This is a genomic window from Pseudonocardia parietis (assembly GCF_017876315.1).
Lineage (GTDB): Bacteria > Actinomycetota > Actinomycetes > Mycobacteriales > Pseudonocardiaceae > Pseudonocardia > Pseudonocardia parietis.
Genome location: NZ_JAGINU010000001.1, coordinates 4,013,665 through 4,038,010, shown reverse-complemented (window position 1 = coordinate 4,038,010; position 24,346 = coordinate 4,013,665). Strand labels below are relative to the sequence as shown.

General features: G+C 73.6%; 17 protein-coding genes. 9 read left to right on the top strand and 8 right to left on the bottom strand.

Going from position 1 to position 24,346, the window contains the following annotated elements; all coding sequences use genetic code 11:
- Positions 1–504 precede the first annotated feature (504 nt).
- From JOF36_RS19080 to JOF36_RS19050, 7 genes are all read right to left on the bottom strand, one after another.
- Positions 505–1,194, bottom strand: coding sequence for a universal stress protein (locus tag JOF36_RS19080; RefSeq protein ID WP_210028488.1), 690 nt, complete (start codon positions 1,192–1,194; stop codon positions 505–507).
- A gap of 393 nt (positions 1,195–1,587) precedes the next feature.
- Entirely contained in the window at positions 1,588–2,616 is a 1,029-nt protein-coding gene (locus JOF36_RS19075; RefSeq protein ID WP_210028485.1) for an Acg family FMN-binding oxidoreductase, read from the bottom strand.
- 1,295 nt (positions 2,617–3,911) lie between these two features.
- A complete protein-coding gene (gene istB / locus JOF36_RS19070; RefSeq protein WP_245350810.1) occupies positions 3,912–4,748 on the bottom strand; it encodes an IS21-like element helper ATPase IstB in 837 nt (278 codons plus the stop codon).
- Complete coding sequence (gene istA / locus JOF36_RS19065; protein WP_210026967.1) at positions 4,749–6,020, bottom strand: IS21 family transposase; 1,272 nt, start codon at positions 6,018–6,020, stop codon at positions 4,749–4,751.
- A gap of 914 nt (positions 6,021–6,934) precedes the next feature.
- Positions 6,935–7,822: a universal stress protein gene (locus JOF36_RS19060; RefSeq protein WP_210028483.1), complete on the bottom strand. Its 888-nt coding sequence runs from the start codon at positions 7,820–7,822 to the stop codon at positions 6,935–6,937.
- A 150-nt stretch (positions 7,823–7,972) separates the two neighbouring features.
- The gene (locus tag JOF36_RS19055) at positions 7,973–9,625 is read right to left on the bottom strand and encodes a sensor histidine kinase (RefSeq protein ID WP_210028474.1); all 1,653 of its coding nucleotides are present in this window, start codon (positions 9,623–9,625) and stop codon (positions 7,973–7,975) included.
- A 331-nt stretch (positions 9,626–9,956) separates the two neighbouring features.
- Positions 9,957–10,826: a universal stress protein gene (locus tag JOF36_RS19050; protein WP_245350901.1), complete on the bottom strand. Its 870-nt coding sequence runs from the start codon at positions 10,824–10,826 to the stop codon at positions 9,957–9,959.
- 234 nt (positions 10,827–11,060) lie between these two features.
- On the opposite strand from JOF36_RS19050, the gene JOF36_RS19045 reads away from it, so the two are divergent.
- Together JOF36_RS19045 and JOF36_RS19040 are read left to right on the top strand one after the other, a co-directional pair.
- On the top strand, positions 11,061–11,612 hold the full coding sequence (locus JOF36_RS19045; protein ID WP_307862464.1) for a DUF4389 domain-containing protein: 552 nt from the start codon (positions 11,061–11,063) through the stop codon (positions 11,610–11,612).
- An 8-nt stretch (positions 11,613–11,620) separates the two neighbouring features.
- Positions 11,621–12,280 carry a hypothetical protein gene (locus JOF36_RS19040; protein ID WP_210028466.1) on the top strand — a complete coding sequence of 220 codons (660 nt, stop codon included), beginning with the start codon at positions 11,621–11,623 and terminating at the stop codon, positions 12,278–12,280.
- 380 nt (positions 12,281–12,660) lie between these two features.
- Here JOF36_RS19040 and JOF36_RS19035 read toward each other — a convergent pair whose 3' ends face one another.
- Complete coding sequence (locus JOF36_RS19035) at positions 12,661–13,119, bottom strand: hypothetical protein (protein WP_210028464.1); 459 nt, start codon at positions 13,117–13,119, stop codon at positions 12,661–12,663.
- Positions 13,120–13,462: 343 nt separating this feature from the next.
- Here JOF36_RS19035 and JOF36_RS19030 point away from each other — a divergent pair, with 343 nt between their 5' ends.
- The 7 genes from JOF36_RS19030 (at position 13,463) to JOF36_RS19000 (ending at position 24,263) form a co-directional block, all read left to right on the top strand.
- Positions 13,463–13,927 carry a CBS domain-containing protein gene (locus tag JOF36_RS19030; RefSeq protein WP_210028462.1) on the top strand — a complete coding sequence of 155 codons (465 nt, stop codon included), beginning with the start codon at positions 13,463–13,465 and terminating at the stop codon, positions 13,925–13,927.
- Positions 13,928–14,168: 241 nt separating this feature from the next.
- Complete coding sequence (locus JOF36_RS19025) at positions 14,169–15,173, top strand: Acg family FMN-binding oxidoreductase (RefSeq protein ID WP_210028458.1); 1,005 nt, start codon at positions 14,169–14,171, stop codon at positions 15,171–15,173.
- Positions 15,173–16,147, top strand: coding sequence for an alpha/beta hydrolase (locus JOF36_RS19020; protein WP_210028457.1), 975 nt, complete (start codon positions 15,173–15,175; stop codon positions 16,145–16,147). Before JOF36_RS19025 ends, JOF36_RS19020 begins: the two co-directional genes overlap by 1 nt.
- A gap of 245 nt (positions 16,148–16,392) precedes the next feature.
- Entirely contained in the window at positions 16,393–20,682 is a 4,290-nt protein-coding gene (locus JOF36_RS19015) for a Pls/PosA family non-ribosomal peptide synthetase (RefSeq protein ID WP_245352189.1), read from the top strand.
- Positions 20,679–21,383 (top strand): BPL-N domain-containing protein, encoded by a 705-nt coding sequence (locus JOF36_RS19010; RefSeq protein ID WP_307862463.1) that lies wholly within the window; start codon positions 20,679–20,681, stop codon positions 21,381–21,383. Before JOF36_RS19015 ends, JOF36_RS19010 begins: the two co-directional genes overlap by 4 nt.
- Positions 21,380–22,813: a heparan-alpha-glucosaminide N-acetyltransferase domain-containing protein gene (locus tag JOF36_RS19005; RefSeq protein ID WP_210028448.1), complete on the top strand. Its 1,434-nt coding sequence runs from the start codon at positions 21,380–21,382 to the stop codon at positions 22,811–22,813. The genes JOF36_RS19010 and JOF36_RS19005 overlap by 4 nt, the downstream gene beginning before the upstream one ends.
- A gap of 10 nt (positions 22,814–22,823) precedes the next feature.
- Positions 22,824–24,263 (top strand): M1 family aminopeptidase, encoded by a 1,440-nt coding sequence (locus tag JOF36_RS19000; RefSeq protein ID WP_245350900.1) that lies wholly within the window; start codon positions 22,824–22,826, stop codon positions 24,261–24,263.
- Positions 24,264–24,346 lie beyond the last annotated feature (83 nt).

Here is a 24,346-nt window from a genome sequence, read left to right as displayed (position 1 = left end):
CGCTGCCCCCGGCAGCCGGATCGCGCTGAGGACGGAGGGGCGTGGCCACCGGATCGAGGCGGCGTTGGCAGCTGGCGCGCTCGGGTGGGTGCCCAAGACGGCCCCGCTCCACACGCTGCTCACCACCACCCGCGCCGCGATCGCCAGGCACTCGATCACCGCGCCGGCCCACCGCGCACGACTGATCGAACTGCACCATCTCCACACACACGTACAGCAGCGAGTCGCCGCCGCGCTGGCCACCCTGACAGTGCGCGAACGCGAGGTTCTGACTTCCTGTCGGCCGGCCAGCGGGCCTCGACGATCGCCTGCAAAGCCGCGGTGTCGCCGGCCACCGTGCGGACCCAGATGTGCAATGTGCTCACCAAGCTCGAGGTGAGCTCCCAGCTCGAAGCGGTCGCCCTCGACCAGCGCGCCACCGTACCGATGGTCGCTGAGGAAACCATGGTGACGGGCCGAAGCGCCGTGGCCGAGCCGGCCGTCGCGTTCCGGCCCCGTCGGGGTTCACGATCCGCCGTGACCACCGATCACCGCGCGGTTCTCGTCTGCGGCGCCGCCTGCGGGCGGTGGTGTCGGCTGTCCGGACAACAGCACGGGTATCGGGGAGCGCCGGGTCAGGGAGCGGGCGACGCTGCCGAGCAGCACGTGGGACAGGCCCCGGCCGCGGCGGCCGATGACGAGGACGTCGGCCTGCTCGTTCGCCGCGGCTTCCAGCAGTACCAGGTCGGGTTGCCCGTACAGAACCTCGAGCACCGGCGCGGGGCCGTTGGCAGGCAGCCAGCTCGCCCGGGTGGCCAGCAGCTCGTGCCGCTCCTGCCGGCGGGCCGCGTCGCCGAACTCGGCGATGTCCGGGTCGGCGACGGCGACCAGCACGACGCGGGCGTGTGCAGGGCCGAACAGTCGGACCGTGTCCCGCACGGCCTGGTCGGACTCGACGGACCCGTCGATCCCCACGAGCACGGTCATCTGTCCGGCGTTTCGAGGACCGTCGGGCGGGGCGGAGCGCTCATGCACTCGGTTGACCCGTCGGCCGCGTTCCACCGCGATGGGCACGAACAACGGCCCCAGCACCGCTCCGAGCAGATACCAGCTCGCGCTGCGGTATCCGCGTCGGCCCAGGAACAACAGCACCGAGCCGAGCCCGAGCAGCAGCCACAGCAACACGACGAGGATCACGTACGAGGATGTCGACATCAGCGCGCCCTTCACAACGGTGCAATCTGGACAAACTGACCCTCCCGCGCCGGCTGCGCGTGGTCCAGGGGCAACGGTCTCCGTGGGAAGGGACGTTCGACCGGCGTGCACAGGCGGTATGTCGCGCGATCGCTCGGCGACCGGCTCCTCCGGCCCCGGCGCGGTGGGGGGTGGGGGGATCGGTCGTGAGGGCGACTCGATGGGTGATCGTCTGCTCCAGGACGAGCCGGGCTCCTCGCCAGGCCGCCTGCTCGGTCTCGGCGGCCGCGAGGCGGGGAGCGTGGAACGCGGCGTCGTGACGCTGCCACGCGCCCCGACCGGGCAGATCGAGTTGCCGGGCACACGCAGACCCTGGCAACACTTGTCGCCGATCGCGAACGCGCACCGAGGACGTCAGGAGGGCATGATCATGGCTTCCAGCCGCCGCCGTGGGGTCTCCGGCAACTCACGGTCATCAGGTGGGTAACCGAGTCGAATGATCATCTGTGGATAGTCGGCCACGTGTAACGCGGTGCGCGCCAGCCGGGACCGAGTTTCGGGCAGCTCGAGCCCCTGGCTCAGTGGGACGGTTGCCAGACCTGCGCGCACCGCGGCCAGCAACACCGCGCTGGTCGCCTCGCCTGCTCGCAGCTGGCTCTGCGGGTCGTCACCCTCCGTGCAGAGCACGACGAGAACGCTCCCGTCGGGTCCGGTCTCGGCCGGGCCGACCAGCCGGCCTGGCGGAAAGACGCGGACCGGGCCGGCGGGAACGCTGGTCAACCGTTTCGGGCGAGCAGTGGTCGGTACTCCGTCGTGTGCCCCCGCGTATCGATGCGTCCACGTCATCAGTTCCGCCACGTAACCAGGCCGGCGACGCTGCGCGTCGGCGGCGGTACCGAGCACGTCGGCGACTTCGGCGATCTGGTCCGCGCGCAACACCGGAACAAGGTTGACCCCATGCCGTCGGGCTCGGCTCCCCAACTCCTCGAGGATGGTGGGCTCCACTCGGTGCGGGCCGTACCGGCGGCGATCGGAACGGCGCCGAAGCAACGCGGGCTGCAAGCCGGCCTCGACCTGGTCCGGTGCCCCCGCCACCAGCCGGATCCTCGCGACGAGATCGCGGTCGTCGACGTCGGGGAACCTCTCGGTCGTCACGGCCTGGCCGCACCCCGCGAGCGCCACGTGCAGATGGTGCAGGGCGGTGCCGCAGCTGATCAGCAGGTCACGACGATCGGGGTCGGTCGCGGCGAGGCGCCGGTCACGGTCGGCGTAGAGCCAGGCCTCGTGCGCCCAGATCCGCCATCGCCAGGGCTGGGTGTTGTGCAGTGACGGGGCCCGCACCGCCAGCTCCACCGCTTCCCGCATGCACCCCTCGCCCGCGGGCTCACGCGGATCCGCCCGGGGGGCCATCGCCTCGGGACTCATCCGGCCTTCAGCGTCCATGCATCCCACACTCACACGTCCCGCCCGAACCCCCCAGGGGCGGAGGTCACCCACGGCAGAACGCTTCCGCACGCCCGCGTCCGCGGCAGGGAACTCAGCATCCCACGGTCCCAGCAGCCGATGGGGTGTACGACACGACCGCCGCCCTCCGGGAGGATTCGGCCAGAGATCGAGCCGGTGGGGCGGGGCCGAAGTCCCTGCCGGACCCGCGTATCGGCAGTCACCCTGCGAAGATGAGTGCCGATCCGCAAGTCACGCCCACGGCCCCGACCGTCCGCCCCGCGCCCGACGGGCCGCTACTGCGACTCGACCCGCCGGAACCGGACACGCGGCAGGGACCGGATGCCGAGGCCGCTCAGGACGGACCGGTGACCTGCCGTGTCGGCCCGGCAAGCGGTGCCGCGCTCGCGTTCGCAGCCGTGGAAGCGCGCCGAGCTGTGCCTCTCGCCCTTGCTTCTCCTTCCGGGGAGTCCGGCCGCGCCGGCTACCGGCGGGCCGAATTCGTGGGGGGCGCCCGGTGGCGAGGATCCCGTCGCCGGCGCGCACCACGGGCCCCGTTGTCCTCGCGCTCGTGCCGTGGACCTCACCGATCGCGGTCTCCACTGCGGTGGCCACAGCGCTACACCGCGAGACCGCGCTGACCATCTCGTGCGGACCTGGGCCGGACCGGCACCGGGCCTGGGCCGGATTTCTCCGACCGCGCTCGACGAGTGGGACGTGGTGGTGGCACGGCTGCACCGGGAGATCGAGCACACGCTGGCGCCCTACCGACGCCGGTGGCCGAGGTTGCGGATGCACGCCCTGGTCGTGCGCGACGTGCTCACGAGCTTCCTGGCTGATCTGTCCAGCGGTGCTCAGCTGCTCGTAACGGGCTGCTCCTACGGGCCGACAGCCGCGCCCGATACCCCGTCCCGTGCTCTGCAGATCCTGGCCGCGGGAGTCCGGTGGCCATCGCCAGGCCGCCGACTGTATCGGTCTCGCCCTCCGGATCGATCAGGCGTTGGCGGGCAAGGCGTTCGAGCAGCTCCGGCAACGCAGCGGCGGGACGCTGTCGAGATCGTCCCGGGCCCCTGCCACGACAGCGGCGACCCGGGCGACAGACACCTGCCCGGCGAACTCAGCACCCAGACGAACGGTGGTGTCCCGTAGTGTGTAGTCGCCCGCTGCGGAGGTGGGGGCGGGCGGCTCCTGGCTCATCATCGGTCCGGTCTCCTTGCCGGCCCCGGTGTCAACGGCGGGTTAGAAGTGACCCCCTGGCGACGGTTTGGGATTGACCCCTGTGTGCCCGGTTCGTGCTAGTTGTCGCGGTCTTTGGCGAGGAGTTCGCGGCGGGCGCGTGTGCGGTAGGAGTCGCCGGAGAGGGTGAGGACCTCGGCGTGGTGGACGAGGCGGTCGATCATCGCGGCGGCGACGATCTCGTCGCCGAAGACCTCGCCCCAGCGTCCGAAGGGCAGGTTGCTGGTGACCATGACCGAGCCCTGTTCGTAGCGAGAGGCGATGAGCTGGAAGAACAGGTTCGCCGCGTCGTGGTCGAAGGGGATGTAGCCGACCTCGTCGATGATGATCAGCTTGTAGCGGCGGATCTTGCGTAGCTCGGCCTCCAGCTGCCCGGCCTGGTGCGCGGCAGCGAGGCGGGTGATCCAGTTGCCGGCGGTGTTGAAGAGCACCGAGTGCCCGGACTGGGTGGCTTTGACCCCGATCCCGATCGCGAGGTGGGTCTTCCCGATCCCGGGCGGTCCGAGCAGGATCACGTTCTCGGCCTTGGCCACGAACGTGCCGGTCGCCAGATGGGCGAGCAGGTCTCGGCGCAGAGAGGGCAGATGGTCGAGGTTGAACTCCTCCAGCGTTTTCACGGCCGGGAAGTGGGCGGTGCGGATGCGCATGGTGGTGCCGGCGGACTCACGGTCGGCGACCTGGCGCTCCAGGACCGCGGTCAGGTACTCCTCGTGCGACCAGTTCAGGTCGCGGGCCTGGGCGGCGAGGTCGTCCCAGACGCGGGCGATCGTGGGCGTCTTCAACACGCGAGTCAGGTAGGCCAGCTTCGAGCCGAGCTCGGTGCTCACGCCACCGGTCTTCGTGGCTTCCGTGGCTGCTGTCGTGCTGGTCGTCGCGGTCGTCTTCGGGGTGGTCATCTACTGCCCTTCAGCGGTGGCGGTCGGGTCGGGTGCGGGGTCGAAGTTCACGCCGTAGAGCGCGTCGTAATCCGGCAGCGCGCGCAGGGCCACGACGTGCCCATCGGTGTGGGAGCGCGTGTCATGGCGGGCGCGGTCACGGGCGGCGGTGAACGCAGTGCGCAGGGCGCGGGCGGTGGCCCGGTGCTCGGGATCGGTCACCGTGGCGCCGCTGGCCCAGACCCGCTCGTGGGTGGCCGCGATCTGCCCGGCGCAGGTGACCGCGACCAGGGCGGGAGTGGCGATCCAGTCGACGAACCGGCCGATCGCGGCCGGGTTGACCGAGTAGTCGTTGCCGTCGACGCGCACGTAGTAGTCACGCGCCAGCCGAACCCGCCCGGTCAGCCCGACCTGCGGCGCCACCGGCGGCAGGGCGACCATCGCGGCCCGGTCGATCGGCCACCGCGTGGCGGGGGTGGTCCCAATCGAGCGCAGGTGCCGGGCGCCCGCCACCTCGGTCAACCAAGTCTCGATCTGGGCGTTGAAGTCGAACGGCGAGACGAAGCTGCGTCCGGGCAGAAAGGAGGTCTCGAAGTAGCCGTTGCGCCGCTCCACCAGTCCCTTCGACTCCGGGTCCCGTGCCGGGGTGAGCTTGATCCGCACCCCGAGCGTCCCGGCGAACGCAGCTGCCTCGACGCCGGGTCGCCCGGTGCCGCCGATCGCGGCCTCGCGGTCCCAGACCAGCGTGCGGGGACAGCGGCCCCACCCTGCGATGATCTCCCACATCCCGGCCAGGATGTCGCCGGCCTTGCGGGACGGGATCATCACAGCGTCCGTCACCCGGGAGAAGCCGCAGGTCATCGCCAACACCGGCAGGACCCGCGCCCCGCTGGCACCGACCGGGATCGGGACCGGCGGGAACCACAGGTCGCACTGCGCGAGCTCACCGGGGGCGTACTCGATCCGGTCCGCCGGGTCGGGAGGGGCGAACAACGGCCGCAGCTCACGCACCCGGTCCTTGAGGATGGTCAACGAGTGTGTCCAGCCGATCCGCTCGGCGATCACCGTCGCCGGCATCCTCGGATACTCGGCCAGCAGGGCCCGGACCTGCGGCTCCACCTTGTCCACCAACGACCCGCGCGGTCCACGCTCCCGCGAGGGCGGCGCGTCGGCCCGCAACGCCGCCCGCACCGTATTTCGCGCCAGTCCCAGCCGGCGGACGATCTCCTTGATCGGCACGCCCTCGGCGCGGTGCAGACGACGGACCTCAGCCCACTCTTCCAACGTGATCACCCCTCCAGCCTCGATGGAGGGGTCAGTCCCAACCCGTCGCTAGAGGGTCAGTCTCAGCGCGTCGTCGACACCCGGTGCGACGTCTTCGACGGTCGGGCAGGGTGCCGGTCGGTGGTGGTGTCTGTGTGTGGGGTCCCCGGGGTCGTGGGCGCCCTGGCCCACCGGGCGGCGGTTGTCCCCTCATCGCAGTGGCGCATGCGCCCATTGCACCTGGTCGGCGGGCCGCCAGGGTCAGCGCGGCACGCACCGCGGCGAGATCAGGTGAACTCATCGTCATCGCCTCTGCTGCTCGGTGGCTACACGGTCCCCGTCCTGCCGACCGCCGAGCCAGGGCCACGGGGCCCCGCCGTTCGGGCCAGTGGTCCCACCGTGCGGACCGAGTCACGCGATGGCGCGCCATGCACAGGGATCGGGCAGGGGTCGAGGCGGAGCGAGCACGTTCCTGACACCGGACGACGTCCCCCACACCGCCACTCGCTCCGGGTAGACCCCCCGCCAGCCGAAGGTCGACGCAGCGAGGCCGTGTGTGCGACACCTGCGCCCGCATACGGCGGGTCCGCCACGGGAATCGTCCGGAGCCGCCGCGACCGGCCAGGGATTCTGGATCGGGCGGGAACCAAACGACCTCGAGAATGGGTGCCGTCCGGCCCCGGCGCGGACGCCTGCGCCACCCGATCCGAGCCGGGTCCGCGTCGCCCGTGCCCACAGGAGATCTCATGAACAGCGGCCGCACCGTGCTCGACTTCGCCGGAATCCGGGTCGGTTACGTCACCGGTGCCGGACGGTCGTCCGGCCCGACGGAGGCACCCCTCGCCGCCGCCGACACCCGCTGATCCGCAGCCGTGGCGGCTGGGGCATGTCACCTGCATCGTGAATGCGCTCAGCCGCGAACCTGCCCGGCATAGCCAGGGCCGTCACTGTTCTGGCGACACCACAAGCACGGGGCACTGCGCATGGTGCAGCAGCGCGTGGCTGACCGAGCCGAGTAGGAGTCCGGCCACCCCGCCCCGTCCGCGCGTGCCGACGACCACGAGCTGCGCGCTCTCGGAGGCGGTGATCAGGGCGCGGGCGGGTCGGTCCTCGACGACCGTCCGGCGCAGCTCCACGTCGGGGAAGTCCTGTTCCCAGCCGGCGAGCCGCTCGGCCAGTACGCTCTGCTCCTCGGCCTGCACGGCGTCTCGGTTGAGCATCGTCCCAGCCGGCTGGAGGACGACGTCGAGCCAGCTGTGCACAGCGACCAACGGCGCTGAACGCAGCGTTGCTTCCTCGAACGCCGCCGCGACGGCCTTCTCACTGGTCGGTGAGCCGTCGATGCCGACCACCACGGGTCGGTCCCCACCCGCCCACTCACTGTGGTCCCCGCGGACCACCACCACGGGAGACTGACCGCGGGCCGCGAGCGCGACCGCAACCGATCCGATGAGCAGGCCGCTGAACCCGCCCAGACCACGGCTGCCCACGACCGTGAGTGCCGCGTGAGCCGACTCCTCGACCAGTACGGGTGCCGGGTAGCCGGTCACGACCTCGGCCTCGGTCACGACCTCGGGAGCGGTGTGGCCCGCCAACTCCACGGCCGTGTCGAGTGTCTCGGCGGTCGTGGCTCTGACCTGTTGATCGTAGGCCGCGCTCAGCCCCATATCGTGCAGATGACGCGCCGGCAGCGGGGTGAACACCGATACCAGCCGCAGTCCGGTGCCACGGGCCGCGGCCTCGGTCGCTGCCCAGCGCACCGCATCGGCGGCGGACTCGGACCCGTCCACACCGACGAGCACCGGGCCCCGACCGTGCAGCTGATTACTCATCGCCTCGAACTCCCTCGAAAGGTTCCGGTCGATCAGGAACGGGGTGAGCGCACCGAGCCCTCCGGGATGAGCGTGGCTCCTGCGCGCCGGACATCGACCGCGGAGTCAGTGATCGCGCGCGTCGCGGGGTATGGGCTCTTTCGTAGTCGTTCATGCTGAGCGTTCCGATAGTGGAATCCCCCGGACCGGATTGCGGCGGCAGCGCATCCACTCGAAGATCGCCCCGGCAAGCTGGGTCACGGCAGCGCCGCTGTCCGCGGTGTCCGCGGCGGTGAGCTCCGGGCCGGCCTCCACCGTCACGGTCAGCGTGCTCGCCCCGGCGTGCCGGACGGTGTTGGTCGCCGCCTCCCGGACCACCGCGAGCAGGTGGGTCGCCACGGCCGCCGGGACGAGCGTGTCCACCGGCCCACCGGTGGTCACCGAGGTCACGAGCGTGGACTCGGCGGTGACGTCGGCGACGATGTCGAGCAGCCGGCGACGCAGCCCACCCACCCCCTGGTCGGCGGTGTGCAGATCGAAGATCGTCGTGCGGATCTCGCGGACCGTGTGGTCCAGCTCGTCGACGGCCAGCTGCACCCGGTCCCGCACGTCGGCGTCGGCGGTGCGGCGCAGCATGCCCTGCAGCTTCAACCCGACCGCGAACAGCCGCTGGATGACATGGTCGTGCAGGTCGCGGGCGATCCGGTCGCGGTCGGCGAGCACCGCCAACTGCTGCTGCGCGCGGTTCTTCTCCCCCAGCTCCAGGGCGAGCGCGGCCTGGTCGGCGAACGAGACCAGCAGCGGCACCTCCGCCGGCCGGAACGGCAGATCACCCGGCTCGCGCTGCGCGATCAACACGCCGATCACCCGCTCGACCGCCCGCATCGGGACCGCGACGGTCGGGCCGCCCGCCAGGTCGGCAGGGGTGTCGACGACGGCGCGCGAGCTGTCCGCGAGCACCGGCTGCAGGCCCTCGACCACGTCGCGCAGCAACGTCCCGCCCAGACCGCTCCGAGGCCACGCCCGGCCCGCGGTGGCGCCCTCGTGGAACTCACCGTCGCCGTCCGGACCCAGCGCGATCAGCGTCCCGCTGGCCCGGCACAACTCCAGGCACCGGCGCGCGACGAGCGCGAGCGTGTCCGGCCCGTCGGTGCCGGCCAGCACCTCGCCGCGGATCTCCGCGGCCGCCTCCAGCCACTGCTGGCGCTGCAGACCCTGCTCGAACAGGGCGGCGTTCTGCACGGCGATCCCGGCCGCGGCGGCCAGGGCACGCAGGATCAGCTCGTCGTCGGCGGTGAACTCGGCGGCCCCGATCTTCTCGGTCAGGTAGATGTTGCCGTAGACGGCGTCGCGCACCCGGATCGGGACGCCGAGGAAACTGCGCATCGGCGGGTGGTTCGGCGGGAAACCGACCGACGCCGGATGGGTCGAGAGATCCGCCAGGCGCAGCGGTCGCGGGTCCACGATGAGCTGCCCGAGCAGCCCCTTGCCCTCGGGCGGGCGGCCGAGCGCCGCCCGGGTGTCCTCGTCGAGACCGACGTCGACGAACCGCGAGATCGAGCCGTCCGGCGCCAGCACCCCGAGCGCGCCGTAGCGGGACTCGACCAGGTCCACCGCCGACCGGACGATCCGCTCCAGCGTGGCGTCGAGCTCGAGGCCCGCCCCGATACCGAGGACCGCGTCGAGCAGCTTCTGCATCCGCCGCCGGGTCGTCGCGATCTCGCCCAGCCGCTCCTGCACCTCGCCGATCAGCTGGTCGAGCCGCAGCCCCGACAGCAGGCGCGCGAGCTCTCCCGGTTCGCCCTGGTCCAGGGGCTCTGTCATCGCACACCACCCTCCTGGTCCCGAACCTGACACCGACTCACGTACTCGCACGACCGCTCCCTCGGGTTACAGCGCGCCGGGAGGCGTGGCCCGGGCACCACGACGGGCACCCACCCTGATCGACGGGCGCCGCGCGGGCCCGATATCAGACCGGATTGCCGCCGGACAGCAGCGAGGCGGGTCGGAACGTCGCGCGGTCGGGTCCCGTGGCGGTCGGGCCGCCATGGCGGCCTGTTGCACAGAGACGGTGCCGTGCGACACCGGATCCGCCGGTCGCCGTACCGAGCCGACGGCCCGCTCCGGCGAAGTACCGGCCGTCGACCGGCGGCGTTCAGCCGCGGGCTACCAGGACCGGGCAGCGTGCGTGGTGCAGCAGGGCCCGGCTCACCGAGCCGAGCAGCAGCCCGGTCAGCCCGCCACGTCCCCGTGAGCCGACCACCACCAGCGCCGCTCCCGCGGAAGCGGCGACCAGCGCAGCGACCGGACGCTCGTGGACCAGTTCCCGGCGGACCGGCACGTCCGGGAACTTCTCGATCCACGCGGCGAGCGCCCCGTCCAGCAGACGTTGCTCCTCGCGCCGATGCTCCTCCTGGTAGGACAGCAGTCGGACGTAGGGGTCGACGACGTCGTCGGCCCAGGCGTGCAGGGCGACCAGCGGCGCCCCGCGCAGCTCGGCCTCGGCGAACGCGGCGCCGAGCGCGGCCTCGGAACGCTCCGACCCGTCGACGCCGACGACGACCGGCCCGCCCGCAGTCTGCTCCCCGCGCAGGACCACGACCGGGCAACGGGCCGTCGCCGAGACGGTCACCGCGACCGACCCGGCCAGCAGCTCGGCGAACCCGCCGCGCCCCCGGTGGCCGACGGCCAGCAGCTGCGCGTTCCCGGACGCGTCCCGGAGCGCCTGCACCGGGGTCGCGTCGGCCACCGTCGCGTCGATCCGGCCTGCCACCAGCACCTCCCGCGCCTCGATGGTGGCCGTTTCCAGGGCCGCGGCAGCGGCGGCCCTGGCCCGGCGGACGTGCCCCTCGTTACCCAGTGGAGGAAGTCCCATGGCGTCTGCTTCGGGCAGCCCGGTCGCGGCCACCAGCCGTAACGTGACGTCCAGGTCGCGGGCACGCTGCGCCGCCCACCGTGCCGCGACCAGCGATCGCTCGGAACCGTCCACCCCGGCCGCCACCGGGCGGGTCGTCATCGGGTCCATGCGGGCCCCCTTCTCGTCGGTGGCCCCGACGATCCGCGCCGGCGCGGCATGGCGCCGCGGCCGCCGGTCCCCGACGGGCGGGACGAAGGGCCCGCCGCGGCATGGACATTCGGCGGCTCGACGCGCACTACCCGCGGATTCCGCCGGGCCGCTGCGGGTGACCGAGGGGCAACGGACGGTGCCGCCCACGGTCGCTCCCCGATCGGCAACGGACCACCGGAGGGGGCCTTCCGTGTGCTGCGCTGGGGGTGGCGGGTCGCGTACCACGGCTACGCCGCGAACGGCACCGACCGCTACCCGCCGTTCACCCTCGCCGATCGCCCCGACTTCCCGGCTCGTCTCGAGGTCGATCCGCCCGAGCGGCTCTCCCGCGGGCTCGTGCTCGTCAAGTGGTGGTTGCCGGCGTTGCCGCACTATCTCGTGCTGCTCGTCCTGATCGGGGCCGGCGGCCCGGTCGTGGGGTGGAGCGACACCATCGGCCCGATCGCGTTTGCCGGCGGCCTGGTGAGCGTGCTGGTGCTGATCGCCGCCGTGGCACTGCTGTTCACCGGGCGCTATCCACGCGGCCTGTTCGACACCGTCGTCGGCTGCGACCGGTGGGTGCTGCGCGTCGTGGCCTACGCCGCGCTGATGACCGACGCCTACCCACCGTTTCGGCTCGACCAGGGCGGCGACGAACCGACCGCGCCGCGCCCGACGTCCGCAGGGGCCGATGACCTCTCACCTGAGCCGCCCACGCGACGTCATCGGTGGCACCGGTGCCGCCACCCTCGGGCCGATCAGTAGTGCTCGTCGTGGGCGCGGTCATCACCGCGATCGCGACCGGCCTGCTCGTCGCGGGGGCCACGGCACTGGCCACCGACCGGCTCGGCCGCGACGCGGCCGGATTCGTCACCTCCGGCATCGGCACTGTCTCGACCAACGGTGCCGCGCTGCGCAGCGATCCGGTGCTGATCCACTCCGACCCGGACGCGGTCACGCGTGTGGTCGGCGAGGTCGCCCTGCAGGCCACCGCACACCGCGGTGAGGAGGTGTTCGTCGCGATCGGCCCGACCGCGCACGTGGCCCGCTACCTCGACGGCGTCGCCCACGGAGTCTGGCGGGGCGAGGCGACCAGCACCGGTCCGACGAGCGGGAGTCGGGTCGACGAGCTGGCCGGCACCTCATCTGCGACCCGGCCGGGGACCCAGACGTTCTGGGTGGCGTCGGCCTCCGGCCCGGCCACCCAGACCGCCCGTTGGACCCCGGAGCCGGGCAACTGGACCGCGGTGGTGATGGACAGTGACGGCAGCGGCCCTGTGACCGCCGACGTCCAGGTCGCCGCCCAGGTGCCGGGGCTCGGCGCGACCTCCGCAGCGGCCGTCTGGACCGGTGTCGGCCTGCTGGACGCAGGCATCGCCGTGATCGTCGTCGGTGCACGGTCACGCCGGGAACGCGAGGAAGCACCACGGTGAGGGACCGCGGGCCACACCGGGAGCCTCGTGAGCAGCCCGGCGAGCCGCAGGCGCAGGTCGCGGGCAACAGCCAGCACGCCGACCACGAGCTCGTACCCGATCCCGATCACCGCCATCCACACCGTCGGGTGGTCGCCGAAGGTCGCAGCCCACAGCCGGCCGAGGACCTGCGGCCCGCCGAACCATTCACCGGGTATGCGGTACAGCTCCGGACGAGTAGCGAGCAAGACCGTGTTCAAGGCTGCACCGACGATCATCAGGACGCCGAACGCTCGACTCAAGACCGGCGTCCGATGGATCCGGCCGCGAGCGGACCGTCCTGTGGGTCGGGTCGCGAACACCTCTGCTCCTGATCGACGAGAGGCAGAGCGGGGCGCAGATCAGCGCCCCTCAGGACGTCGGTTCCGCCGGCCGGCACGGACAAGAGCAGGCGCGAGCAGCGTCGCGATCGGCACCAGAATCCAGAGGCGCCCCTGGACGAGGTCATAGTCTGCGAGCAGCGCCGCCCACGCGGTCCCGAACACGTAGTGACCGACACCGAACTCGAAGGCCAGGGTCAGCGCGGTCCAGGCCATCCCCACCGCGAGCGCCGCCCTGGTGTCAGGCAGCGGACAACGTCGGTGCAGCACCACCGTGTAGACGCCGATCATGATGATCAGGAGGTTGGTGGCGATCTGGCGAGCCGCGGTCTCCCCGACGAGGTCCTGGTAGACGACGACCCGCACGGTCCCGTTGACGAAGGCCAGCACGGCCAGCCCGACCCAGCCGGCGAGCCAGAACCACCAGGTCCGCAACCGGGTCAGTTCACGGACCTGACGGCGTGGGAGCAGGGGCTTCACAACGACCTCCTTCGCCACAGCCAGACTGCCCGCCCTGCTTCCCGGAGGCTCAGAGCCGTGAGTCCTGCACCAGCCAGGTCGTCCGGCCCGGAAGATGCTGGTCGCCCGCCCTCACGTCGATCCGCCCCACTGCCCCGCGTCCCGGGGCGTCTCCCGCCGGATCCATGCGAGGCCTTCTCCCGGTCGGCGCCCCGCGACGGGCGGGACCAAGGACCCGCCGGGCACGGACGTTCGGCGTCGAGCGCCCGGTCCTGTGCCCGGTCCGCCGTACACCCACACCGACGACGCTCGGGCACGAGCGAGCCCGGGCCCCGGGGCCGACCGCAGAGGGATCGAGGACGTCATGAGACACGACCGGCCAGCCCGTCCCGCCGCCCCGCCCGAAACCCTCGACTCCCCACGCGACCCGCTCCTACGGGAGATCATGTCGCCCCGGCTGGTGGCGGTCACCCCGCAGACCCCGGTACGGGTCGCGCTGGATCTGATGGTGGCCCAGGGCGTGCACCACCTCCCGGTGTTCCGGGCGAACCGGTGTGTCGGGCTCCTGACCGAGCCGGACCTGCTGCGCGGGATCGCCGCGCAACGCAGCCCGCTCGGCGCGATCGAACTGCCGGTCGCCGAGGTCCACGGCGACGCGGTGGTGTTACCGGGCACGATCCCACTCGCCGAGGCCGCGGCCGTGATGACCGCCCGCGCCCGGGACGCGGTGCTCGTCACGGAGGCCGGGCGGGTCCGCGGGATCGTGACGGCGATGGACATCGTCAGGAATCACGCATGCGCACTGCGCCGCGACAGCGCCCGACAGTAGCGCCACGAGCGAGTCCCGAAGAGCCGGCCCGGCGTTGACCGTGCGGCCATGTCGTCCTGCGCACAGCCTCCCAGCATGGGACCGGCACCACGTCCGCGCCTGCCCACCGCCTTCTCAGGCCCGACCGGGACCCTCGCCCAGGGGTCGCGGGACGTTCGAACCTACCCTGACCACCGCAGCCGGCCCCATCATCGACATCGAGACGAAACGCCGGACATCGCGGTGCAGAAGAGGGGGCGGCATGGACACGACCTACGGACTCGGAGCGATCACCGGCACACTCGGTCTCGACGCCGATGCGACGAGGGCAGTACTCGCACTCGCCGTGCGCGCACCGTCATTGCACAACAGTCAGCCATGGCGCTTCCGGCTGTGGCCGGACCGGATCGAGCTGCGCGCCGACACCGACCGGCGTGTACCGGTTGCCGACCCGACCGACCGCGAGCTACGGATCGGGTGCGGTGCCGCGCTGTTCACACTGCGGCTGGCCCTGACCGGGATCGGGATCCGGCCGATGGTCACCCGCCTCCCCGACCGGCATGATCCGGAACTGCTCGCCGTCGTCCGGCACGGCGGTACGGTCCGTGCGACCGAGGAGCAACGCCGACTGTTGGACACAGTGCCGCGCCGGCGCACCAACCGCCGCCCGTTCCGAGACGGGGCGGTCTCAGGATCCGCTCGGTCCGCCCTGCGACGCGCCGCCCTCGAGGAGGGTGCCTGGCTCCAGCTGGTCACCGAGCGCTCCGAGCTGGACGCGTTGGGCGAACTCGCCCGTCAGGCGCATGCTCAGCAGACACGCGACGACGCCTTCGTCGAGGAGATGTCGACATGGACCGGGCATCGTCCAGGCAGGGCCGACGGCGTCCCGGCCTCGGCCGGCGGGCCCTGCCCCCCGCCGAACCAACCATGGGTGGTCCGCGACTTCGGCGGTACCGCCTATCCGCGGCCCGCGCCGGCGGCGTTCGAGTCCGATCCACTGATCGCCGTGCTCAGTGTGCACACCGAAGGCTCGCGAGAAGATCTGCGCGCCGGGGAGGCACTGCAACGAGTGCTGCTGACGGCGACCTCGGAAGGTCTGTCCGCCTCGTTCCTGTCCCAACTGGTCGAAGTAGCCGAAGTGCGCGAGCGGGTCCGACGGCTGCTCAGCGGGAGCCGCCCACCGCAGGTGGTGCTCCGGCTCGGCCAAGGGGTGCCGGTGCCGGCGACTCCTCGCCGTCCGCCGGAAAGTGTCGTCGAGGCAGTCTAGTGTCCGACCGGCCAGCACCGACGACAGAGCGGGGCGATGTCACGCCCGCCGAGACCTCGTTCGCCTCCCGCGGCACCCGCTGCGCCGCCTGGCACCTCACCGCGACGTCGGACGCGCTCGCCGGATCCCGCGGGCGGCCGTGCGTGGTGCTGGGGCACGGCCTGGGCGCGACCCGCGACTGCGGGCTGCTGCCGTTCGCGCAGCGCTTCGCGGCCGCCGGGTGCGACGTGCTCGTCTTCGACTACCGGGGCTTCGGCACCAGCGGTGGCACCGCCGACCCCGCGCTGGCCCAGGACGTCCACCACCTGCGGCACCGGGCCGACTACCACGCCGCGATCGCGCACGCCCGCGCGCTGCCGGGCGTCGACCGGGAGCGGATCGTTCTCTGGGGCAGCTCGTACTCCGGCGGCCACGTCGTCCCGGTCGCCGCACGGGACGGTCAGGTCGCCGCCGTGATCGCGCAGGGCGCGGCGATGGACGGGCGCGCCGCGCTGCGCGAGATCCTCCGCCACGCCGGCCCCGGGCAGCCGGCGAGGCTCATCGGGCACGGCCTGCTCGATGTCGCCGGTTCCCTGTTGGGCCGCCCGCCGCATCGCATCGGCGTGTTCGGCCCACCCGGTGCGACCGCGGCCGTCACCGCGCCGGACGCCGAGGCCGGCTACTCCGCGATCACCGGGCCGTCGTTCCGCAACACCATGCGGGCCCGGGGCGTGCTGCGGATCCCGTTCAACCGGCCGGTGACCGCGGCCCGGCGGCTGCGCGCCCCGCTGCTGCTCGTGGTCGCCATCAGGGACTCGATCGCACCGCCGGCCGCCGCCCGGGCGGTCGCGGCGCGGGCGGGGGCCGGCGCCGAGGTCCTCGAGCTCGGCTGCGGGCACTTCGACGTCTACTGCGGCGCGATGTTCGAACGTTCCGTGACCGCACAGGTGGGATTCCTCACCCGGACCCTCGCGCTCGGCCCAGCGGCCGGTTGACCGCCCGGCACTCCCCCGTACGGAGCAGCGCAGTCCCCCACTGGACGCGTCGACGCCCCTCCTCTCGCACGCAACGTCACATCGACGCCTCCGTTCCGGTCACGCCGACGTAACGCCGACGGGTGGTGGAACGGAGACTCGGGGTGCACCAACAACGGCGTCCCGGCCGGAGCGGCTCCCTGACCTCCCCGTCTCCCCTGGCCCGGCCGGCCGCCGTCGTCCGAGGAGAGTGACAGCACGTGACGATGTCCCCGACCCGCGCGGCCGACCCGGTGACCCCGGTCCCGGCCGGGCCGCCGGTCCGGTTCCCGGACCGGCTGCACCGCTTCTTCGAGGCCACCGTGGCCCGGACACCGGACGCGGTCGCGCTTCAGGACGGCGCGCTGGAGCTGACCTACGCCGAGCTGGACGCGCGGGCCGCACAGCTGGCCCGGTACCTGCAGGCCCACGGCGCGGCGCCCGGGCGGCGGATCGGCATCCTGCTGCACCGCACCTGGCGGACCTACGCGGTACTGCTGGCCGTGCTCAAGACCGGCGCCGCGTTCGTCCCGATCGACCCGGCGGCCCCACCGGACCGGGTGGGCTACATCCGTGACGACGCCGGCCTGAACCTGCTGGTCACCACGTCGGACCTGGCGGCCGAGCTCCCCCGCGACGGGGTCATCGCGCTGGACCTCTGCACCGACGAGGTCGCGCGGCTGCCCCGCCACCCCGTCGAGCCGGTCCCGCCGGGATCGGACCCGCTGGCCTACATCATCTACACCTCGGGATCGAGCGGCCGGCCCAAGGGCGTCGCCGTCGCGCACCCGAGCATCTGCAACTTCGTGCACGTCATCACCGGTGTGTACGACGTCCGGCCGCACGACCGCGTCTACCAGGGCATGACGATCTCGTTCGACTTCTCGATCGAGGAGATCTGGCCGACCTTCGCCGCCGGCGCCACCCTCGTCGTCGGGCCGACCGACTCCCGGCGGATCGGCGCCGAGCTGGGCGACTTCCTGGCCGAGACCGGCGTCACCGTGCTGTGCTGCGTGCCGACGTTGCTGGCGACCATCCCGCGCGAGCTGCCCGCACTGCGCACCCTGCTGGTCGGCGGCGAGGCCTGCCCGGCCGGGCTGGTCGAGCGCTGGGCGCGGCCGGGGCGCCGGATGCTCAACACCTACGGCCCCACCGAGACCACCGTGACCTGCACCTGGGGTGAGCTGCACCCCGGCAAGCCGGTCACGATCGGCCGCCCCGTGCCCACCTACTCGGCGGTGATCCTCGACGATCAGCTGCGCGAGGTCCGCCACGGCGAGGTCGGCGAGCTCTGCATCGGCGGCCCCGGCGTCGCCGTCGGCTACGTCAACCTCCCGGAGAAGACCGCGGACCGCTTCGTCCGCCACCCCGCGGCGCCGCGCAACGGCGACGGCAGGCTCTACCGCACCGGCGACCTCGCCCGGTTCGACGAGCACGGCGAGATCGTCTACCTGGGCCGGGCCGACGACGAGGTCAAGATCCGCGGGCACCGCGTCGACCTGGGCGAGATCGAGAGCGTCGCGCTGGAGCACGCCGACGTCGAGAGCGCGGTCGCCGCGCTGTCGAAGCCCGAGGACGGCACCGGTGAGGAACTCACCGTCTACGTCGTGGCCGCCCGACCCGAGGTGGACCGGGCCGGGCTGCACGAGCTGCTGCGCACCCGGCTGCCCGAGTACATGGTCCCCGGCTACGTCGAGGTCCTGGACCGGCTGCCGATGATGGCCAGCGGCAAGGTCGACCGGCCGAAGCTGCCCGCGCCGTCCGGACCGCGGATCGTCTCCTCCGCCGGGCCGCTGGTGGAGCCCGCGACCGAGCTCGAGACCGCGGTCCGCGACGTGCTCGCCGAGGCGCTCGCGCTGGACCCCGGCCAGGTCTCGGTCGAGGCCGACTTCTTCACCGAGCTGGGCGGGCACTCGCTGCTCGCCGCCAGGGTCGTGACGCTGCTGCGCGAGCGCGGTATCGGCCGCACCCCCGCGGTGCGGGACCTCTACGAGCACCCGACGGTCCGCGGCCTGGCCGGTGCGCTCGACCCGGAGTCGGCCGCGGAGCAGGGCGCCGGCTCGGTGCCGCCGCCCCCGCGCCCGGAGCCGCTGCGGCACTCGCGGCGCCGCTACACCGCCGCCGGGACGGCGCAGGCCGCGGCGCTGTTCGTCCTGATGCTCACGATGACCCTGCCCGCAGCCGGGGTGTACGCCTGGCACGACGGGCAGGTCGCGCCGGCCGTGCTGGCCCAGCTGGCGCTCGGCTCGACCGCGATCTTCCTGCTGCAGCGCTGGCTGCTCGCCCCGCTCGCGGTGCGCGCGCTGACCGCGCGCCTGCGGCCCGGGTCCCATCCGTTGTGGGGCCGGGTGCACCTGCGGTTGTGGGCGGCGGACATGCTGCTGGCGATGTCCCCGCTGCCGGTGCTGTCCGGCGGCCCGCTGGCCCCGGGCTACCTGCGGCTGCTCGGCGCCCGGATCGGCCGGGACGTCCATGTCGGCACGTCGGTGCTCTCGCTGCCCTCGATGCTGCAGGTCGGCGACGGCGCCACGGTCGGCTACGGCGCGGCGCTACGGCCCTGGACGGTGGCCGACGGTCGGGTCACCGTCGCGCCGATCGCGGTCGGTGAGGGCGCGCACGTCGGTGCCGGCTCGGTCGTCGAACCGGGCGCGGTGATCGGCGCCGACGCCGTGGTCGGCGAGCAGTCCGCGGTCGCCGCGGACCAGCTGATCCCGCGCGCCGAGCACTGGGCGGGGTCGCCCTGCGTCCCGGACGCGGCCGACGCCGCGGTCGCCGAGCTGACCGAGCGCGGTCCGGCACCGTCCTGGACGCGGCGCCACCTGGCCGCCGCGGTCGGTGGCGTCGCCGCCCTGGAGCTGGTCGCGCTGGCGTCCCTGGTGCCCGCGGTGCTGCTGGTGTGGACGTCGCTGCTGCTGTTCGGCGCCGGTCCGGCGCTGGCCGTCGCGTTCCTCGTCGGCCCGGTCTTCGTGGTCACCGTCTGCGTGCTGGTCGCCGCCGGCCGGTGGATCGTGTCGCCGCGTACCGGCCCCGGCGTGTTCCCGGCCCGCTCGGCGCTCGGCCTGCGCAAGTGGTTCGGCGACAAGCTGCTCGAGATGAGCCTGGCCTTCACCAACTCGCTGTACGCGACCCTCTACACCTCGCTCTGGCTGCGGCTGCTCGGCGCCCGGGTCGGGCGCGGGGCGGAGGTCTCGACCGCCTCGCACATCGACCCCGAGATGCTGACGATCTCGGCGGGCAGCTTCGTCGCCGACATGGCGAGCGTCGGCAGCGCGACCTTCCACAACGGCTGGATGGTGCGGCGCCCGACGCTGGTCGGGCGCCGCGCGTTCGTCGGGAACGCCGCCATCGTTCCCGCCGGGACGACCCTGGGCGACGAGTCGCTGATCGGCGTCGCGACCGTGCCGCCGCCGTCGGGAGTGCCGAGGGAGACCACCTGGCTCGGTTCCCCGGCGATGAACCTGCCGGTCCGCCAGGACTCCGGCGAGCAGCCGGAAAGCCTGACGTTCCGGCCGTCGCGCGCCCGGGTCGCCGAGCGGCTGGGCATCGAGTTCCTGCGGGCGACCCTGCCCGCCTCGGTGATCGCGGTGTCGATCCACCTGTTCCTGCAGGCGCTCTCCGACGTCGCCCGGACCTCCTCGGCGTGGACCGTGGTGCTCGCCGCGCCTGCGCTGGCCCTGGGCACGGCGCTGCTGCTGGTGCTGCTGGTCGCCGCGGTGAAGTGGCTGGTGGTCGGCACCTACCGGGCACGCACCGAGCCGCTCTGGAGCCGTTTCGTCCGGCGCTCGGAGTTCGTCACCGGGCTGTACGAGGCCGCCGCGGTACCGGCGCTGCTGGGCATGCTGGCCGGGACGCCGATGCTGCCGCCCCTGCTGCGCCTGATGGGTGCCCGGATCGGGCGGCGGACGTGCGTGTCCACCACCTACCTCACCGAGTTCGACCTGGTCGACATCGGCGACGACGCCGTCGTCGGCCGCGACGTGTCGCTGCAGACCCACCTGTTCGAGGACCGGGTCATGAAGATGGCCGGGATCCGGGTGGCCGACGGAGCGTCGGTCGGCGACCGGGCGATCGTGCTCTACGACTCCGTCGTCGGCGCCGGGGTACGGCTCGAGCCGCTGTCGCTGGTGATGAAGGGCGAGCACCTGCCCGCGGGCAGCCGGTGGCGGGGCATCACCGCCCAGCCGGTCGTCGACACGCCGGCGGGGACAGCTGCGGCGGGCGCCCCGATCGCCTCGGCCGCCACCGTCGCCCCGGCCGCACCGGTCGAGGAGACCGACCGGCTGAGGGCGGTCGACCCCGAGCGGACGACGGTGCTCACCCGGGTCGGGCCGGTCGTCGACACGGGCCGCACCCTGCGGATGCGCTCGGTGCAGGCCGGGCGCACGACCCCGAAGCTCGTCGCGTCCTCGGCCGTGGGCCGGCACCGGGTCGCCGGCCCGCGGTCCGGCCGGGCCGGCGCCGGTGACGCCGTGTCGCTGTGCGGCGGCCGGTCGCGGCACCGAGTGGACGAGCGGTGAGGCTGCGCGGTCTGCTCGACCGGTTCCGGTCCGCCCCGGTGCGCACCGACGGTCCGCTCGCGCTGGTCTACCGGGGACCGGCGACCGTGCCGGGCTGCCCGGAGTCGGTCGCGGCGCTGCTGGCCTCGTCGCGGCACGGGTTCGACGTCCGGTTCGTCGGCCCGCGCGAGGAGCTGAAGCTGAGCCCGGCCGTCCTGGCCGGCGCCACGCTGTACGCCCAGCCGGGCGGCGGCACCCTCGAGGACGCCTGGCCCGTGGTGCGCCGGGCCCGCGGCCCGCTGCGGGACCTCGTCGCGGGCGGGGGCCGCTACCTGGGCTTCTGCCTGGGCGGCTACCTCGCGGGCGCCACCCCCGGGTTCGGGCTGCTGCCCGGCGACACCGACCGGTGGATCGACACCCGCGGCGCCACCGTCACCCACGACGGCGACGCCCTGGTCCGGCTCGACTGGTGCGGCCGCGACCGGACCCTCTACTTCCAGGACGGGCCGCACTTCCTGCTCGACGCGGGCACGGGCGGCACCGTCCTGGCCCGCTACCCGAACGACGAGGTCGCCGCGGCCGTGACGCCCTTCGGCGCCGGCCGGGTCGGCGTGGTCGGCCCGCATCCCGAGGCCGGTCCCGACTGGTTCGACGACGCCGGACTGCCCCGCGCCGACGCCCGCGACCTCGGCCTCCAGCTGATCGACGAGGTGATGGCGTGAACCGACCGACTCCCCCGCCCGGCCCGGGCACCGTGCCCTCGATCCCGGCCCAGCGCCCGGCCACGGAGAACGCCACGACGACGTTCGCGCCGGTCGACGGCCCGACCGTTCCCCTCGTCCCGGCCACCGGCCCACCACCCCCGGCACCGGCTCCGCGCACCGCGCCGCCGCAGGAACGCACCGGCCGGCTGCTCGGCGTCGACGCCGCCCGCGGCCTCGCGCTGTTCGGGATCATCGCCGTGCACGCACTGCTCGAGGCGGGCGACGACGGCGCCCCCACCACCAGCTACCTGATCTTCGGCGGCCGATCGGCAGCGCTGTTCGCGGTGCTCGCCGGGGTGTCGCTGGCGTTCGTGACCGGGCGCGCGCAGGTGCGGGCCGGACCGGACCTGCGGGCCGCCGCGGCGACGCTGGCCACCCGGGCCGGGATCCTGCTGCTGCTGGCGTTCGCGCTGAGCTGGACCGACCCGTCGATCGCCACGCTGATCCTGCCCTACTACGCCGTCGCGTTCGTGCTGGCGATCCCGCTGGTCGCGCTGCCCACCCGGGTCCTCGCACCGCTCGCGGTGCTGTTCTGCCTCGGGATCCCCGTGCTGTCGCAGCTGGTGCGCCCGCTGCTGCCGCGGACCGACCCCGGCCATCCGTCGCCGGTGGACCTGGTCGCCGACCCGCTCGGACTGCTGTCCGGGCTGACGGTGACCGGCGCCTACCCGGCGGTGATCTGGCTGGCGTACATGGCCGTCGGGCTCGTCGTCGGGCGGCTGCGGCTGTCCTCGGTGCGGACCGCGGTGAGCCTGCTCGCCGGCGGTACCGCGGCCGCGCTCGCCGCGACCGGCATCTCGATGTGGCTGCTCGGGCCCGGTGGCGGCTACGCCGCGATCGTGGCGGCGAGCCCACCGGCACTGCTCGAGTCCGCGCCGACGGTCGCCGCCGCCGTCACCGGCACGCCGGACGGCGTCACCCCGACCACCACCTGGTGGTGGCTCGCGACGGCTGCGCCGCACTCGGGCACCCCGCTCGACGTCGTCGCGACCACCGGGGCCGCACTGGCCGCGCTCGGTGCCACCCTGCTACTCGCCGGGATCACCAGGCCCGGCGTCTCGAGGGTGCTCGGGCACGTGCTGCGCCCGGTCGCGGCCGCCGGGGCGATGACCCTGACGTTCTACGTGGCCTCGGTCCTGTTCATGAACTCCCCGCTCGACACGTTCGATCCGGTCGAGGGCTACCTCTGGCAGATCGCGGTCGCCGCGGCGATCGGTCTCGCCTGGCGGCGGGGAGTCGGCCGGGGCCCGCTGGAGGCCCTGGTCTCCGCTCCGGCGCACGCACTGCGGGACCGGGCCCGGGCCCGGGCCCGCGCCGCCGGACGCGATCGGGTGAGCCCGGCGCACGAGGCGGCGCCGCCGGTCGCTGTGGGTGGCCGCCGCACCTAACGTCACCGCAATGATCGTTCTGACCCGGCGGCACCGGGCGCTCGCCGCGGTCGCGGTCGTCCTGGCGGTGCTCGGTGGCTGCGCCGCGGGCGTCGGGCCCGAGCGGGCCGCGCCGTCGGACGACCGCCCGGTCGTCGACGCCACCCTGGACATGGCGCCGGACCTGTCGTCGGCGACCGGTACGCAGACCGTCCGGTTCACCCCGGACGCCCGGGTCTGCGAGCTGGTGTTCCGGCTCTGGGCCAACCGCCCGACCACGGTCGCGGACGGGACGTCGGCGCGGATCACGCGCGCCGCGGTGGACGGGGCCCCGGCCACTCCGCGGTCCGAGCCCGCCGGTGCCCCCGCAGGCGCCCCGGGCACCCTGGTGGAGCTGCCGCTGCCCGCCTGCGTCGAGGCAGGCACCACAGTGACCGCCGAGCTCGGCTTCACACTCACCCTCGGCGCCGACTCCGCCGAGCGGATCGGGCACTCCCCCTCGGCCGGGACCGCGTGGCTGGGCACCCCGTTGCCGGTCCTGGCCTGGGTGCGCGACCGCGGCTGGGTACGGACCCCGGCCGTCGACATGTCCGGCGAGACGGTCGTCGCCGAGGACGCCCGGCTGGCCTCCCTCGCGGTCACCGCCGACGACGACCAGCAGGTCGCCGGGGTGGGTACCCCGACCGGCACGGTCGCCGCAGGCCCCGGGCGCACCACGCACACCTTCACCGCCGAGGCGGTACGCGACGTCGCGCTCGCCGTCGGGAACTACCGCATCACCGCAACGACGGTCGGGGCGACCCGGGTGCACGTCGCGGTCCCGGTCGCCGGACGCGCCGGTGCCGGGGACGGCGGCGCGCTGCGCGGCTCGGCGCAGGACTGGGCCGACGCCGTCGCCGAGTACCTGCCGAAGCTCGAGCGGCTGCTCGGGCCGTACCCGTACCCGGACCTGTGGCTGACGATCGTGCCCACCCAGAGCGACGGCGTCGAGTTCCCGACCCACCTGCAGTTCGGTGACGTGTCCGACGGCACCCGGCCGGCGCTGGTCGCGCACGAGCTCGCCCACATGTGGTTCTACTCCCTGGTCGGCAACGACCAGGGCCGCGACCCCTGGCTGGACGAGGCGTTCGCCACCTGGGCCCAGGCCGTCGTCGCCGAGCAGTTCGACGACTACCGGATCACCGCGTTCTCCCGCGCCGAGGACGGCCCGATCGGCGCGCCGATGGCGTTCTGGGACCGCCGCGGGGGCAGCTTCACGGCCTACGTCTCCGGCGTCTACGACCAGGGCGCCGCCGCCCTGCTGGAGGGCCGCCGCCGGGTCGGCGAGGACCGGTTCGACGCCGCGACGCGCGCCTACGTGGCCGTCAACGCGCACCGGGTCGCGGCACCGGGCGACGTCGAACGCGCCTTCGCCGAGCTGCCCGAGGTCCTCGACGTGCTGCGCGCGCACGGGGCGTTCGCGCGGGACTGAGCGAGCTTGCGGAGCGAACATCGAAACTGAGCGAGTAGCGACACGCGTGGCCGTTCCCACGCCGCCCCGTCACCCTTCGATCT